Genomic DNA, 15,510 nt, shown 5'->3' with positions numbered 1-15,510 from the left:
CTGTTATGCGGAGGAAGCGGGCTCCTCATTTGATTTGGATGCGAAGTTGTATTTCCGCCTTTTTCAACCTCGTGCAGTGCTGGTGGCTGAGATTCTGAGGTCTGTAGAGCACATCACAGGACGTTCGGGCGAAGCCGAAGCGATGTAATCCCGATGCACTGCACGACCGCACTAATACCAGTTGGCAGCAATCACACTATCCAAGCTAAGCTGATAGCTGGACGGCAGCGTCGTCTGCCCCGCCGCAGGTGGCGAGAACGCAGCCATCGCTTCGACGAGATTGTTGACATTGGTACCCAACAAGGTCTTGCCATCCATGGTCTGGATTTTCTCCAGTGCATCGACGCTCCCAAAGAAAACACTCTTGTCTGTACCGATCACGGAGACCTTCAGCCCGCCGGATTCTGACTCAAACCATAGCTGATCCGAGTACACGTCGGTGAATGCGGCCGTATCGTGATTCGCGGGATCCACTGAAACGAAGTAGAACTCGGCAGACACCCGGTCCTGACCAAACTCGCCGGAGAACACATAGGTGTCTTTGCCGAATCCGCCCGTCAACTGGTCATTGCCTTGCCCGCCGATCAGCACATCTGCATCGTCACCGCCATCCAGGATGTCAGCACCCTCGCCGCCGTCCAGCGTATCGCGGCCTGTAAGCCCCACCATGAGGTCATCCCCTCCCAGCCCTTGCCAGGTATTGGCCGAAGCAGTTCCGAAGAATTGGTCGTCGCCCTGCGTTGGCGTCCACGTCCGCGCCATCAGGTCGTCCGCACTCCACGTCACACCATCGGAGAACCGGACCTCGTCGATGACAGTGACGTCATTCTCCAGAGTCACACTCCCGCCGTCGGACAACAGCAGCGTCAAGCTGCCTGAGTTGTTCATGTCGTTGATCCGGACAACGACATCCTCGGAAGAGATACCAGGGCCGAACTCGAGAATGTTGAGACCCGGTTCGGCACTTGCGCCACCCGCGATCACGTCTTCTCCGTCGCCGAATGCATACCGATAGACGTCGTCACCACGCGACACGCTCAGGCGGTCTTTTCCAACACCTCCTACCAGGATGTCGTTTCCGCTTCCGCCGTTCAAACTGTCGTTGCCCGCACCGCCCCAGAGCGTGTCGCCACCGCTGTCACCCCAGAGTTGGTCGTCACCGTCGCCTCCTCCAAGCACATCGTCGCCAGTGCCGCCTCTGAGCACGTTGGACACATCGTCACCCGTGATCGCGTCATTGCCCCCCATTCCTAGAAGCTCGCCGGACTCGATCGAGCCGCCCCCGGTTGCGTCAATCACGTTGTCTGCACGCTGAGGCGAGAGATCAGGCTGAACGGCGCCACTCGCTTGTGCCAAAGTGAGCATGTCCGACATCGATAAAGCCGGGCCTGTGGAGAATTGAAACTCCTCAACCCCGAAGCCGATGGCATCGTCCGAGTTGGCCAGCACCACCTGGATGCCACCTTCATCAGCCCATGCGATGTGTAACACCGCATGCAGCCCGGTTTCCGTCATGATCTGGCTCCAGGAAAACCGCAGGCTGTCCGCGGTGATTCCCGCGTCAAAGACGACGCTATCCCACGAGATGAGCTTCGCATCCGCCAGCGCGCGCAGCGTGTCGGACTGGTTCGGATTCGGAAAATCCGCGAAATCGAGGGTTCCGGAGTCGGCCACATTCTGGAAGTACACCTCGCTGAAAGCCCAGAAATCGGGATACATGCTCAGGATGTCGATATCGCTGCTCCACAGCAACGTGGCGAGGTTGCTCGAGAGAGGAAGGTTTTGATAACCCGAGTACCCGGCATCCTCCAGCCGTCGCCGGTCTTCGTCTGTGAGCACGTACTCGTCGTTGACGGCGTTGGTGAACATCCCCCCAGCATCGAGGATGAAATCTTCGCCCGTGTCACTTGCGATGATCCTGTACACGTCCGAGCCCGCCCCGCCGCGCAACGTGTCGTTGCCGGTTCCCCCGATCAGCTCGTCATCGAAGATGGTGCCGGACAGATCGTCATCACCGGCGTTTCCATAGAGGAAGCTGCCGGCACGTTCTCGAAGCAAACCGGCCATGCCGGGGTCCTCGTCCCACGGCGAGCCGTACCGTTCCGCATTGATGCCTCTGTCCCCCACGGGGGCCTCCGGCAGCATCTCCACGGTGTCGTTGCCGTCGCCAGCATCGATCAAGACACGCGGATTGTTCGGATCGATCTGTATGAGGTTGTCTTCCTCTCCTGCTTCTATCGTCTCGATATCGATCGTTTGAACGATCTGGTAATCATTGACGGTGCGGGTCACCTCATACGTCACGGTGCTCTCACGCCATTGCGTTGGCGGGTTGTACACGGGCAGGTACCCGATGATTTCTGATCCACTGTTCGAGCCTCCTTCTGTCGAATCGGAAGAACCATAAACTGGCACGTACTGCACTACGCCACCAGTCAGAACGGAAAATCCCGTTCCCGAGACCAGATCTTCAATCGACAGCATGCGGCCTGTCACGGCCGACGGTTGATACGCATACGTCTCGACGCTCGTGACCGTACTTTGAATCTGCCTGCTCGCCGTGAGCGATGAGTCCAAGCTTCGGCTGGCCATCGACACGATCTGCCAGTCGCTCGTCTGCGTCGTGAATTCGGCAAATTGCATCAGGTACTCGTTGATGCCGCCGTCATTGTTGGCTTCGGAATGAGACACGCTGCCGTCCGAATTCACGGCATAGGAAGAACCAAACTCGTCGCGGATGGTCTTGTCGCGAATCACCTCTTTGAATTGCGCCATTGCGAGAGCCACCGCATCCGCCATGGATGGATTCTCGGGAAGCGAGGCCTCATACAAGTCCTGCAGCGATGTAGACGTGCCATCGCTCGAGATCGACCAGGCTGCCGGCTGCTTGAAATAGTCTTCGATAACGAGGCGATCATTCGTTCCAGCCAGGCCCAGGACCAGGTGATCCCCATCCCGGCGCATCGTCAAGTCGGCTGCAGTGCTGCCCTCGCTCAACGCGATGATTCCGCCGTTGTCGACGTCCACGATGCGGTCATGCCCACCGGACCAGAGATACCGGTCCTCTCCTGCCCCGCCTTTGAGCAGGTCGTTGCCGTCGCCGCCATCCAGCGTATCCGCTGCGGCTCCCGCCGCCACCGTGTCATCGCCGGCTCCACCCGACAAAACGTCGATCAGCTTGCCGCCCACGATGACGTCGTCACCCACGGTCCCCGTTTCGTTTCGCTGCTGCGCGACCACCTGCGCAAGAAAATCCTCGGTGGCCATGCTGACGCCGTTCACGACCACACGGTTGAATGCCCACGTCCCCAGTGTTCCTGGCACGAACACGGCGTCGCCAGACGACCCGTAGTCGATGCGTACGATCGGTGCGCCATCCAAAGTGCTTTCCGTCACCAAGATGTCCGCGAGGGAGACAGCGGTCTCCAACACAAGGACATTGGTGCGATCTAGTTCGACGACGGTGTCGACGCCATCTCCCTGGCTGAAACGATAGGTGTCCTGGCCGTCACCTCCGCTCAGGGTATCGTTGCCGACACCCCCGATGAGGGTGTCGTCGCCGCGCTCGCCATTCAGCAGATCGTCACCGTATCCGCCCAGCAAGCGATCGTTGCCGCTGTTCGCGTCGATGCGGTCGTTCCCGCCCATGCCCGCAAGAGTCTCATCGCCGACGCCACCCGCCAAGGTCAGGGGTGTGGTCGAGGTGGGGCCGATCAGCTCGGCGAACGAAACACTGGTGCCATCGGCAAACATCAGGGTCTCGATTCCGCTGTTCACCCCGTTCACCAGGGTGATGACATCGTTGTCCGAATAGCGGATATCGATGGTCTCGCTGCCTGCCGCCTGCTCGATCCGAATGCTGTCTCGGGAAATTCCCGAACCAAAACTGAGCACGTTCTCGCCCGAGGTATCGAACACGGTGTCCAGTCCCTCTCCCAGCTCGAACAGGTAGGTGTCATTTCCCTCGCCACCCACCAGCATGTCGTCGCCGCCGCCCCCGTAGAGCACGTCGTCTCCGTCGTCGCCCGACAGAATGTCCGCACCCGCACCGCCTCGAAGATCGTCCGCATCACTTCCGCCGGACAGCTGATCATTGCCGGCGCCTGCATCGATCGTATCGTTGCCGCGCCCGCCGAATGCGACGTCATTGCCATTGCCGGCATCGATGACATCGTTGCCGGACAGATCACCCTGCGCGTCCAGCGATGTCGCATCGTCACCGCTCAAGACATCGTCGCCCTCTCCACCGATCAGCGTGTCGTCACCACCACCGCCGAACAGCTGATCGTTGCCGTCCTGCCCGTCAAGGTAGTCGTTGCCATGCAATGCTTCATCGAGACTGTCTTGAGCGCCTTGATCACCCCAGAGCTTGTCGTTGCCCGTCCCACCGTAGAGCGTGTCGTCGCGGCCGCCGCCAACCAGCAGGTCTTCGCCCTCTTGCCCGTCCAGGTAGTCGTTGCCATGCAGCGCGCCTCGAAGGCGCGTCTGGTCATCATCGCCCCAAAGCCAATCGTCACCGGTTCCCCCCAACAGTACGTCCGACCCACCTTGGCCGACCAGTGCGTCCCTGCCGGCCCCACCCGACAGCAGATCGTCGCCGTGCGCGTCGTCCGCGGTGTAGGTGCCGATGTCCGTGGAGGCCCCATCCCCCAGGATGATGTCGCTGCCGTCATCACCGAAGAGCAGGTCTGCGCCCCCCATGCCGACGATGTCATCGTCATCGTCTCCACCATGCACGACGTCTGCACCGTCTCCGGCCGCAATGTAGTCATTGCCTGCTCCACCGTCGATGGTGTTGCCGGTCGTTTCTCCAGAGGGAGCCACCGCGGCGCCAACCACCGCCACGTGGCGAAGCCGGGCGACGTCGCTATCCCATCTCGGCACCGCCGTCCGCATCGCGGCCCATGAAAATCCTCGCGCCACTTCCTCCCCCGTCGTGACAGGGGCCGTGAAGTCCGGATTCAGAGGTCTGTTAATACCTCCTGCCGCGCTGCCGAAGATCAGGTCATTGCCCGCACCACCGAGAACGGTATCGGCGCCCCGTCCGGCGAGCAGGAGGTCGTCGCCATCGCCGCCATCGACATAATCGTCGCCCGCGCCAGCAGTGATGCCATCGTTGCCGCCGAGGCCGCGAATGATTTCCGCATTCGCGGTACCCACCAGAATGTCCGCGGCGTCTTCCTCCTCCCCGTCGCTTGCGTAGCCGGTTTCGCTGGCGACGTAGCTGCCCTCGCTGATCCGTTTGACGATGTCCCCAGCCAGTTCCGAGACGCCATCCGGCGCCTCTGGATCGCTGTCGGGCAAGGTGATGCCGAGGCTTTTGCTGGTGCTCCAGTCACGGATAACGATCAGGTCGGTGCGATCAGAAAAGGTGATGTACAAATCCTTTTGCTCACCCTCCGCGGGGACCAGGACATAGCTGATCTTCTTGTCCGCAGTCTGCCAGATGTCTGCTGCAACCAGTGTCGTTCCCGTGCCGTCCAGGCGACCGAAGCCGTCGACTTCAATGGATCCGAGCCCGTCAAAGTCTTCGATGTAGTCGGTGCCCCATCCCGTTGAGAAATTGTAGGTGTCGGCCCCTGTACCACCCCTCAGGATGTCGTTGCCCTCTCGGCCATTCAACGCATCCTGTCCGGCTCCGCCCTCCAGGGTGTCACCGCCCGTACCGCCGTCGAGAGCGTCGTCGCCTGCGTCGCCTTGCAGGTAATCGCTCCCTCCCAGCCCCGAAAGAGTGTCTGCGCCATCGCCGCCGTAGAGGTGATCCCCAAGTTTGTTGATGTCACTACCAGTCAGGGTGTTGGCGTTGTCGTCTCCAAAGGAGAGGATCTGGCTTGCAACCGGCTTCAGTACTCCGCCAGCACGGCCGGCATTTTCTGCGAACAGCGTTTGTTCGACGCCGCCAGCGTCAATCCAATGAAGTTCGTAGGCTCGGTCCGTCGGCAGCGCCTCGCTGTAGACGACCTCGGTGGCATTCTTGGTGTTTCGTGCAATGATGGCCTCCAACAGTGTGGACCGATCAAGGATCCACATGTCTGTGTAGGTGCTGGCCATCCCGCCTGTAGCCAAGGCCGTCTTGTCGGCCAGCCATGCTTGATACTTTTCACTCCACTCAACACTGCTCCAAACTTCAGTGACCAGAGTTGCTTTTCCGGCTTCGCTGGCCGCTGTGATTCTGAAAGGACTCAGTACCTCCAACGCAGCGATGTCCTCGAAGCCCACACGAGCCTTCGCTTGGGTTGCGATGTTCGAAGACACAGCCTCAACAATGACATCGCCTTGAATACCCTTGAATTTCTCATCGTCGATGATCTTCTTCAACGCAGCGTGCAGTTGCTCGCGTCCGGTGTAGCCATCTTCCGCATCGATCTCAAACCAGGTGTTGCCATTCGGATTTCCCTTAAGGGAGTTGATGCTGACGCCTAGCATACGTGCCAATGCATTGACCAATCTCTCCAACGCGTCACCATCGGCCAATCCCTGCAAATTTGTTGGCAAGAGTGAGCTCGTCTTCCCGTTGCTGGCTGCTTGCAGGATCGGTACAAAATTTGCCGATGTGAAGTTGGGGTCGAGCTTTGCGAGCGCATCTTGCACGCTCAGCGAATCAACGATCAGCACCAAGCTGTGGGTATCACCGAAATCATTCAAGTCGTACTGATTCACCAGCAACTTCAGATCGAAGTCTTGGGGAATTGTTCCACCTGAAGAAAGGAACACTTGGCCCAGATAATCACCACGAATCAGCGGCTGATCTTCCACAATAATCCCCGTAGCCTGACCGTAGTGGAGCTGCGAGTTGGCTACCGCCGAGGGATAGTTGCTTGCGTAAACATCGTAGAAATTTTCAATTGGAGAGCTGACGGTGTTTCTCTCATCAAGCGCGGTGTTGTCCAAGCCAGATTCATCGCTTGATAAATGACCGGCGGCGAGCTCCGTCAAACTAGGCAAACCCGCTACCGGATAGGCTTCGGTTTGCTGGCTCGCAACAAGTACCGCCAACTGATAGTCCAAACCAACGGCAGCCACATCGTCCGAGGTCACGTCCAACGGCTTATCACCGGCTGATGTCTCCAGAGATCCTACCCGCACGATTTCAGCTGCGACAGTCCTGGCGCGCGTCAAAGCTTCGACAAGAAAGTTGTAGTCCGATACTTCAAGAGCCGTATCAACAGGGGACGACTGCTTGGCTTGTTCGATGGCTTCGTTGACCGCATTCAAAGCAGCAGATAGTTTTGAGATATCCGGATGAAGACTCAGATCCGCTTTGATCTGGCGGTACAAATCAAGCCCGGCCTGGGTCTTGAAATGCGCATCCGCACCGCCGTCTCGAACGGCCGTGAATTCATCCAGTACGCCCTGCAGACTTGCACCGTCTTCGAGCTTCCCGACGCCCGCGCCATTGAATGTATAAGTGGCAGTGATGGGGTTAGGTACACCGGACTCAGCGGCCTCTTCTTGGCGCAACAGATTGAACGCCGTGGCCAGATGACCACCGAGGCTGTAACCAGTGACGGTCAGAGTGTCTGTCTCACTGAGCTTCCCACTGCTCTTCAGATTTGCATACCAAGCCTCCATATCGGCGATCTGCCCAAACGCCCAGCCCTTGGCTTTGATCTCCAGCGCGTTGGTGGCCTGGTTGTCACGTACGGCGTCATCGACGAACTCGGTACTCCGAAAGGACATCACCAGTTCTCCGGCGACAATTCCGCGCTCAGGTGACCTGCCCGGTTTCTCCGAGACATTGATTTCTAGGAAGATGGCTCCCACCCGAAGAGGAGCCCATGAAGAAGAGTCGATTTTCAGAAGAGCAAATGGTCACGATCCTGCGCGAAGCAGATCGTACGACGGTGGCAGAGTCCGCCAAGAAGCACAAGGTCAGCGACGCCACCATCTATGCCTGGCGCAAGCATTTCGGCCAGATGGAAGCCGCCGACGTCAAGCGTTTGAAGGCCCTGGAGCTTGAGAACAGCCGATTGAAGAAGCTCCTTGCCGAGAGAGACCTGGACCTCGAGATCCTCAAGGAGATCAACGCAAAAAAATGGTGAGCCCGCTGGCTCGGCGCGAGCAACTGGCCTTCGTGCGCGCACGGGGCTTGAGTCTGCGCCGCGCCTGCGGGCTCATTGGCATGTCACGCGCCACGCCCAGCTACGAGCTGCGCCTGCCCGCCAAGGATGCGCCGGTGCTCGCGGCGATGAAGGCACTGTCGGCCCAGTATCCGCGCTACGGCTATCGCCGAATTCGCGTGTTCCTGCGTCGCAGCGGCTTCGAGCTGAGTTGGTCACGCACACATCGCCTGTGGCGCCAGGCAGGCCTGCTGGTGCCCCGCAAGCGGCCACGCAAGCGCATCGCCTCGGTGCGCCCGCGCATCCACACGCCGTTCAAGGCCAACATGGTCTGGGCCTACGACTTCGTCTTCGACACCACGGCCAGTGGTCAGCAGATCAAATGCCTGACCGTGGTGGACGAATACACCCGCGAGTGCTTGGCCATCGATGTGGCCGGGGCCATTCGCTCCAAGCGCGTCATCGAGGTGTTGTCGCGCCTGGTGAGCCTGCATGGGGCGCCGCTGTTCATGCGCTCGGACAACGGGCCCGAGTTCGTCAGCCAGGCCATCCTGGAGTGGATCGCGCACGCCGGCATCGCCACCGTGCTCAACGACCCGGGCAAGCCTTGGCAGAACGGCACCGACGAGAGCTTCAACGGCAAATTCCGTGATGAGTGCCTGTCCATCGAGTGGTTCCGCTCGCGCCGCGAAGCCGCCGTCCTGATCGAAGCCTGGCGCAATCACTACAACGAGGTACGTCCCCACAGCAGCCTGCAATACTTGACCCCGGCAGAGTTCAAACAGGAACTCCGCCTAGAACTGCAACCCGCCGTCTTCTAGGAAAAACTGTCTCGACTAAACCGAGCAGGTCACAGGGTCGTCTCTCAACGCTCTGAACAAAGTACCAGAGAAACCTGTTGTGGTGTTGCTGATGTGCTCCACCACCTCCCAGTCATCAACAAACCACTCTGCGTCCGTCTCGGTGAACCTACTGGTGTGGTCGTTGCCTGCTTGAAGAAGATCTACGCCAAGGGAATGAAATGTGGTATCTCCAGGTGAAGAATCTTTCGGCGCTATAAATGCTTCTGCCGCAATTTGAAGATTTGCGTACTTCAGGTAAGTTGCAATTTCGGTTGTCATTTCAATCTCTTCCCTTTGGTTTCAGAACTTGATCTACAAAGAACCGTGTCGGTGCGCGCTCCTTTCCACCACGCAACTCAGGACAACTGATTGCGTAGGCCCACGGAGTACTGTGTGCGGCTCTACGGCCTAGGCTGGGTTCGAACGAAAACCATGTCGCCTGCGCAATAACCTCTGATGTTTGCGTGTCGGTTACGGTCACCGTGGTTCCAGCGACCCATAGCTTTCGATCTTCCGGGTTGATCAGATTGGCGAATGACACCGCATAGCGTGCTGGATGACTCTCGAGCTCCGTCTTTGCAAGATGCGGATAGGCCGGATCGTCGCGTCTTCTGAGGGTGTATCGCAGGATCTCTCCATCCTTTCCTTTCGCATCGACGTAGCGATATCCTGGGCGATTGGAAGGGACATCATTGAGGGCCCCTCTCGGACGGCGCTCGTCGTCGTTGCTTTCCCATCTCAAGAAATTTGCGATGTAGCTTTCGCCGCCGAATTGCTGCGGTAACCCAGCATCGGGCCAATTCGCGTCGTAGCGGTCAGCGTTACTTGCACTGGGCCGCTGGTTGAGAAGTAGAACCCCCTCCACGTCATCGACCGTCTTGTAGATCTTCTCGCCCGCTGTCTTGCAACGCTCATCAAAAACAGCCTTGGCTTTCTCGTACTCCCGCTTGTGCTCGCGGTCCCGCGCAATCTGAGGAAATTGAGGGCTGAAGAAGGCCAGCACTGTGACGACCACATAGAAGATCTTTAGCTTCCATGTCCTGCCTCGCCATAAGGCCAGAACAATCAGGCCAATAAAGAGTGCACGCACGGCCCAAGCGAGACCTCGAATCAGATCAGCGGCTATACCGAGTTCAAGCATGAATCGCTTCCCTGATGACTGCGGCGCGCGAGGTGCCGCACGGTTTTCCAAATGACATCAGACCACTCATTGAATCTGCTCCTCTTTCTGTTCGTTGGCCTGGATGGTCAAGTTGCGGTGATCGTTGATGCTGGGAAGGCGTGCGGGCACGGCCTGAGGCTTATCGCATCCCAGCACGAGTCGGTCATAGCCTGCCAATCCCGCCGCAAGGCTGTATTGGCGCGCATGATCCCTGGCGTTGCACCCCATACGCCGCGCATCCTCCGGATTCGCGAGGCTATCGAGCACCGCATTGGCGATGTGGTTAATTTCGAGGAAATCCACCAGTTGGCCCCTCTTACCATCTTCGATCGCCTCACGTATCGGCGCCGTATCCGAGGCCACGATCGGCACCGCACAAGCCATCGCCTCCAGCAGCGACCAGCTCAACACGAAGGGATAGGTCAGATGCACATGACAAGCTGAAACCTGCAGCACGTGCAGGTAGTCAGGTCGCGCGATGTGTCCAAGAAAGTGCGTGCGAGTGGGATCCAGCCTCACCTCTCTCAGCATGTGTTCACGCCAGTGGGCAGCCGCCTTGGGGCGGCGTCCGTAGCTCACACCATCGCCACCGACGATCAGAGCGTGGCAGTTCGGGTGCGCACGCTGGATCCTTTCGAGCGCGCGCATGAATACATGAAAACCCCTGTACGGCTCCAGGTTGCGAGCCACATAGGTGATCACAGGATCGCCGACCTTGAGCGTCATGCCACTGGGCGTGGTGAAAGTCGCCCGAGGGTCGGGTCCCATGCCATGCGTGTCGATGCCTTCATGCTGCACCACGATCTTGTCGCGCAGCACCTCTGGGTAGCGGCTCTTCTGCCAGTGCGTGGGGCTGACGGCTGCGTCGCACTCGAGAAGATTCAATGCGTGCTGCGCGTTCCAGGTACGTACCCGCGCGCGATCGTTCATGCTGATCGGGAACTCGGGATCGAAGCCCACGTCCGCGCCCTCCGCGCTGTAGTACCACTCGCACAGGTGAATCAGACGGGCGTCGGGAAACACATCCTTTGCGTAAAGGGTCTCGCCCCAGCCGGGATGGGCCAGGATCACGTCGGGTGTGAAGCCGGCTCGGCGCATCTCAAACATCGTCTGGACAGCGCTCTGTCCGTGGAGTACGGCGTTCTCGATTTGATGCAGGTAAGGGTGCTGGTTCGCAAGGCCGGCACGCGGAAGCGGATAGCGCACCAACTGCCCGAAGCCAGGCAGCCCTGGCGCGCTTTGTCGCCCGAGGGCGCGCACCTGCCACCCCGGCCGTGCGGCCCAGGCGCGCACGAGGTGGCCGAACTGCCCCGGAAAATTCTGATGCACGATGAGGATCCGCACTATCGCTCCTCAACGCTGCCGTGATCGAAGACACGCTGCGCAGTCTGTGCAACCCGCATCAACCGGTTCAGAAACAGCTTCCGCTGACGATCAAGCTGCCAGCTCCCGCAGCGATGCGCGATACGCTGGACGGCAGCGCAGAGTGCTGGGGCGACCGCCAATCGGTCGATGATTACCCCCGGGTGGTCCTTGCGCGCCCGCCATGCCATCCCCATGCCTTCGCACAGCTTGTTCAGGCTCGTTATCTCGAACAGGCGCACCGGTTGCCCCCGGTTGCTGCCATGCGCCCACGCGAGCAGGATGCGTGGACTTGTGATGCTGCGTTGGACCATCAGCGTTCCCGCATGCTTTCACTGGACGCCCGCTGAACCGGGCTGAGCAGGAATTCAATGACCCGCCGCTTGCCCGTCTTGATCTCCGCCGTGAGATTCATCCCCGGACTGAGCTTGATCGGCCTGCCATCCACAGCGATGGTTGTGTTGTTGAGGTTGAGAGTGACGGGGAAGATCGCCCCGCGCTTCTCGTCATTGACCGCGTCCGCCGTCACCGTCTTCACGGTCGCATTCACCGTGCCGTAGCGCGTGTACGGAAACGTCTCCAGCTTGATCGCCGCTTCCTGCGTCGGGCTCACAAAGCCGATGTCCTTGTTGTCCAGCGTCACTTCGGCCGTTACCTGCGCGCCGTCGGGCACGATCACCATGAGCGGCTGGGCTTCCGTGACCACACCGCCTTCGGTGTGCGTGGCCAGTTGCTGCACCGTGCCCGCCACCGGCGCTTTGAGTGTTGTCAGTCGCTCGCGCTGGCCCGCCTTGGCCAGATCCTGCGTGCCTTGCTGACGCTTGAGCTCGGCCGCAGCCTCCCGCGTCCTCAGGCTGTGCTTGGTTTCGGCGATGTACGCCGCTCTGGTGTTCTCGCTCTCCCTCAGCGTCGCATTAGCCTCTGCCAACCGAGCCCGCTGCGTCGCCAGATCCCGCTCCATCTCGATACGCTCCCTCGTGCGGTCCTGGTTCGCATGGTTGGACATGAAGCCCTGGTCAGCGAGTTGGCGGAAGTCGGCTTCCCTTTGTCTTGCAATGGGGAGCGTTGTTTCCAGTTTGGTGACGACCTCCCGCGCGGTCGCGATCTCAGCCTGACGCCGGTTGATCTCCGAGGCCGCCTTGGCCAGCTTGGCGGTGATGTCGCTCCATTCGTCATTCAGCTCTGCACGGGCTGAACTCATATCTCCATCGGACCACCCCGACGGAATGGCTTTGCCTAGATCTGGAGCGCGTGATTCGGAGGCATTCAAGGCCTGCAGGAGCGCTCTGGTGCGCAGCACTTCGGACTGCGCCGACTTCAGTTGTTCATTGACGTTCGCCTTGTCCGCATTGGCGCTGGTGGAGTCCAACTCGACCAGCGCCTGCCCCGCTTCGACGTGGTCCCCGTCCCGCACCAGCACCCGCTTGACCACGCTCACCTCCAGCGGCTGGATGATCTTGGTGCGCTCGCTCACGATGATCTTGCCCGGCGCCACCGCCACGATGTCGACCTGCCCGAAGATGGCCCAGATCAATGCGATGAGGAACAACGCGATCAGTGCATAGGCCAGCCGTCTTGGCGCTGGATGTACAGGTGTGTCCTGCAGGCTCAAGGCTGCTGGCAAGAAGGCCGCTTCATCAGACAAGCGCCTTGGCCCAGCCAGTTCATGGCGATGCTTCCAGGCTGCCTTGAAGATCGCCCCATACCGCCCCAGCAACTCGAAGACCGGATGTCGCATGTCCCGCGCGTGTGGCGCGTTGGCTGCAGGAGCCGTCGTAGACACTTCGGGTGTCATACCGCAGCCTCCGCGCCTTTTCCTTCTGTCTCTATCGGATGCCCACCGCCCTGCATGTTCCACAGGTGCGCATAGATGCCCCTGGGCCTGCTGAGCAATGTCTCGTGCGTGCCGCCTTCGACGATCTTCCCCTTGTCCATCACGATGATGCGGTTGGCATGCCGCACCGCGGACAGGCGGTGGGCAATGATGAAGACCGTTCGCCCCTTGCAGATGTGCGCCATGTTGCGCTGGACGATGGCCTCGCTCTCGTAGTCCAGCGCGCTGGTGGCCTCGTCGAAGATCAGGATGCGCGGGTGGGTGAACAGGGCCCGTGCGATGGCGATGCGCTGGCGCTGCCCGCCCGAGAGGCTCGCCCCTTGTTCACCGACCATGGTGTCGTAGCCCTCGGGCAGCTCGCTGATGAACTCATGGGCTCCTGCCAGCTGGGCGGCGTGGATCACCGCATCCAGCGGCGCCGCCGGATCGACGATGGCGATGTTCTCACGCACGCTGCGGTTGAAGAGCGTGTTCTCCTGCAGCACCACGCCGACCTGTCTTCTGAGCTGCGCCGCGTCGATCAGGCTGATGTCGATGCCGTCAACCAGCAATCTCCCCTGCTCTGGGGAATACAGCCGCTGGATGAGCTTGGTCAGCGTGCTCTTGCCAGAACCCGAGCGTCCAACGATGCCGATGACTTCGCCGGGGCGCACATCCAGGCTGACGCCGTTGAGCACGGGTGCAGCCTCGGGGCGGTAACGGAAGCTGAGGTTGTCCAGGGTCACGCGGCCCTTGAGAGCTGGGAGCTGAGCTGCGGTGCTCGGTGGCACCTCGGTGCGGGTGTTAAGGATGTCGCCGAGCCGGGCCATGGAGATGCCGGTCTGCTGGAAGTCGGTCCACAGCTGGGCCATGCGCATGATGGGCTGGCTCACACGCTGCGCGAACATGTTGAAGGCGACGAACTGGCCGACGGTGAGCTCGTTGTTCATGACCAGGTGCGCGCCGTACCAGAGGGTGGCAGCGTTGACGAGCTTGCCGATGAGGTTGACGCCTTCGTGCGCCCAGCTGGCGAGGTTCTGGGTCCGGAAGCTGGCGGAGATGTAGGCGGCCAATTGGTTGTCCCAGCGCCGGCCGAAGGCGGGCTCGAGCGCGGTGGCCTTGACGGTCTGGATGGCACTGACGGTCTCCACCAGCATGGCCTGGTTCTCCGCGCCGCGCGCGAACTTCTCGTCCAGGCGCCTGCGCAGGATGGGCACCACGGCCAGGCTCAGGCCGAAGTACAGCGGCATGCTCACGAGCACGATCAGGGTCAGGGGCACGCTGTAGAACAGCATGACGGCCACGAAGACGATGGAGAAGACAACGTCCAGGAGGACTGTCAGCGCATTGCCGGTCAGGAAGCTGCGGATGTTCTCGAGTTCACGCACGCGCGCGACCGAGTCGCCCACGCGCCTGGCCTGGAAGTAGGCCAGGGGCAACTGGACGAGGTGACGGAACAAGCGTGCGCCGAGTTCGACGTCGATGCGGTTCGTGGTGTGGCTGAAGACGTAGCTGCGCAGGCCGTTGAGCAGCGACTCGAAGACGACCACCACCAAGAGGCCGATGACGAGCACGTCCAGCGTGGTCATGCCGCGGTGCACCAGCACCTTGTCCATGACGACCTGGAAAAAGAGCGGGCTGACCAGCGCGAACAGCTGCAGGATGAAGGAGATGAAGAGCACCTCGCCCAGCAGCTTCCTGTGCTTGACGAGGCTGGGGATGAACCAGGAGAAGTCGAACTTGGCGAGTTCGCCCGCGAGGCTGGCGCGGCTGGTGATGAGGATGAGTTCGCCGGTCCAGTGCGAGGCGAAGACTTCCAGGGGTTCGATGACGGGGCGGCCGCTCGAGGAAGAGGGGTCTTGCAGCAGGACGCGCTGGGCGTCGCATTGGGCGAGGATGACGAAGCGTTCCTGGCCGGACTCATCACGCAGGACCGCTAGCGCCGGCAATGGCGTCAGGGACAGGCGATCAAGTGTGGTGCGGGAAGACTTGGCCTTCAGGCCCAGGTGCTTGGCTGCGCGCAGCAGCGTGGCGGTGCCGATGGGCTCGGAAGGAACAAGGCCCAGTTGGTGCGACAGCAGCGAAGCGTCGGCTGCAATCTGGTGGAAGCGCGCGATGGTGCATAGCGCGACGAGAGACGGGTTCGCAGCAGCCCCCGCTTCAGGGGCCTTTTGCGGCGGCGTGCCTCCCTCCCCGTGCGGTTGCACGGCCGTCTCCACCACTCCCATTTGGGATTTCCTTGGTATTTTCTTGAGGCGTCAAGATATCTGA

Annotated in this window: 8 protein-coding genes; 1 reads left to right on the top strand and 7 read right to left on the bottom strand. The window is 60.5% G+C overall.

Going from position 1 to position 15,510, the window contains the following annotated elements; genetic code table 11:
• Positions 1-171: 171 nt before the first annotated feature.
• Positions 172-7,764: a hypothetical protein gene (locus ACTG4X_RS36015; RefSeq protein WP_440534504.1), complete on the bottom strand. Its 7,593-nt coding sequence runs from the start codon at positions 7,762-7,764 to the stop codon at positions 172-174.
• A 14-nt stretch (positions 7,765-7,778) separates the two neighbouring features.
• Here ACTG4X_RS36015 and ACTG4X_RS36010 point away from each other — a divergent pair.
• A protein-coding gene (locus ACTG4X_RS36010; RefSeq protein WP_440534503.1) for an IS3 family transposase occupies positions 7,779-8,881 on the top strand; the annotation gives its coding sequence in 2 pieces (ribosomal slippage) (positions 7,779-8,037 and positions 8,037-8,881; 1,104 coding nt in all).
• A gap of 15 nt (positions 8,882-8,896) precedes the next feature.
• Here the strand turns inward: ACTG4X_RS36010 and ACTG4X_RS36005 are convergent.
• The 6 genes from ACTG4X_RS36005 to ACTG4X_RS35980 form a co-directional block, all read right to left on the bottom strand.
• A complete protein-coding gene (locus ACTG4X_RS36005) occupies positions 8,897-9,181 on the bottom strand; it encodes a hypothetical protein (RefSeq protein ID WP_440534502.1) in 285 nt (94 codons plus the stop codon).
• A 1-nt stretch (position 9,182) separates the two neighbouring features.
• Positions 9,183-10,043 carry a hypothetical protein gene (locus ACTG4X_RS36000; RefSeq protein ID WP_143696858.1) on the bottom strand — a complete coding sequence of 287 codons (861 nt, stop codon included), beginning with the start codon at positions 10,041-10,043 and terminating at the stop codon, positions 9,183-9,185.
• Between the two features lie 66 nt (positions 10,044-10,109).
• Complete coding sequence (locus ACTG4X_RS35995) at positions 10,110-11,408, bottom strand: glycosyltransferase family 4 protein (protein ID WP_440534501.1); 1,299 nt, start codon at positions 11,406-11,408, stop codon at positions 10,110-10,112.
• Positions 11,408-11,740 (bottom strand): hypothetical protein, encoded by a 333-nt coding sequence (locus ACTG4X_RS35990; RefSeq protein ID WP_097201178.1) that lies wholly within the window; start codon positions 11,738-11,740, stop codon positions 11,408-11,410. The genes ACTG4X_RS35995 and ACTG4X_RS35990 overlap by 1 nt, the downstream gene beginning before the upstream one ends.
• A complete protein-coding gene (locus ACTG4X_RS35985) occupies positions 11,740-13,164 on the bottom strand; it encodes an HlyD family type I secretion periplasmic adaptor subunit (RefSeq protein ID WP_440534500.1) in 1,425 nt (474 codons plus the stop codon). Before ACTG4X_RS35985 ends, ACTG4X_RS35990 begins: the two co-directional genes overlap by 1 nt.
• Positions 13,165-13,217: 53 nt before the next feature.
• Positions 13,218-15,467, bottom strand: coding sequence for a type I secretion system permease/ATPase (locus ACTG4X_RS35980; RefSeq protein ID WP_097201176.1), 2,250 nt, complete (start codon positions 15,465-15,467; stop codon positions 13,218-13,220).
• Between the last annotated feature and the right edge of the window lie 43 nt (positions 15,468-15,510).

The organism is Variovorax sp. YR566 (assembly GCF_051992195.1).
In the GTDB taxonomy this organism is placed as follows: domain Bacteria; phylum Pseudomonadota; class Gammaproteobacteria; order Burkholderiales; family Burkholderiaceae_C; genus Variovorax.
Note: the sequence above shows the minus strand (reverse complement) of the source record. Positions and strands in the feature narration are given on the sequence as shown.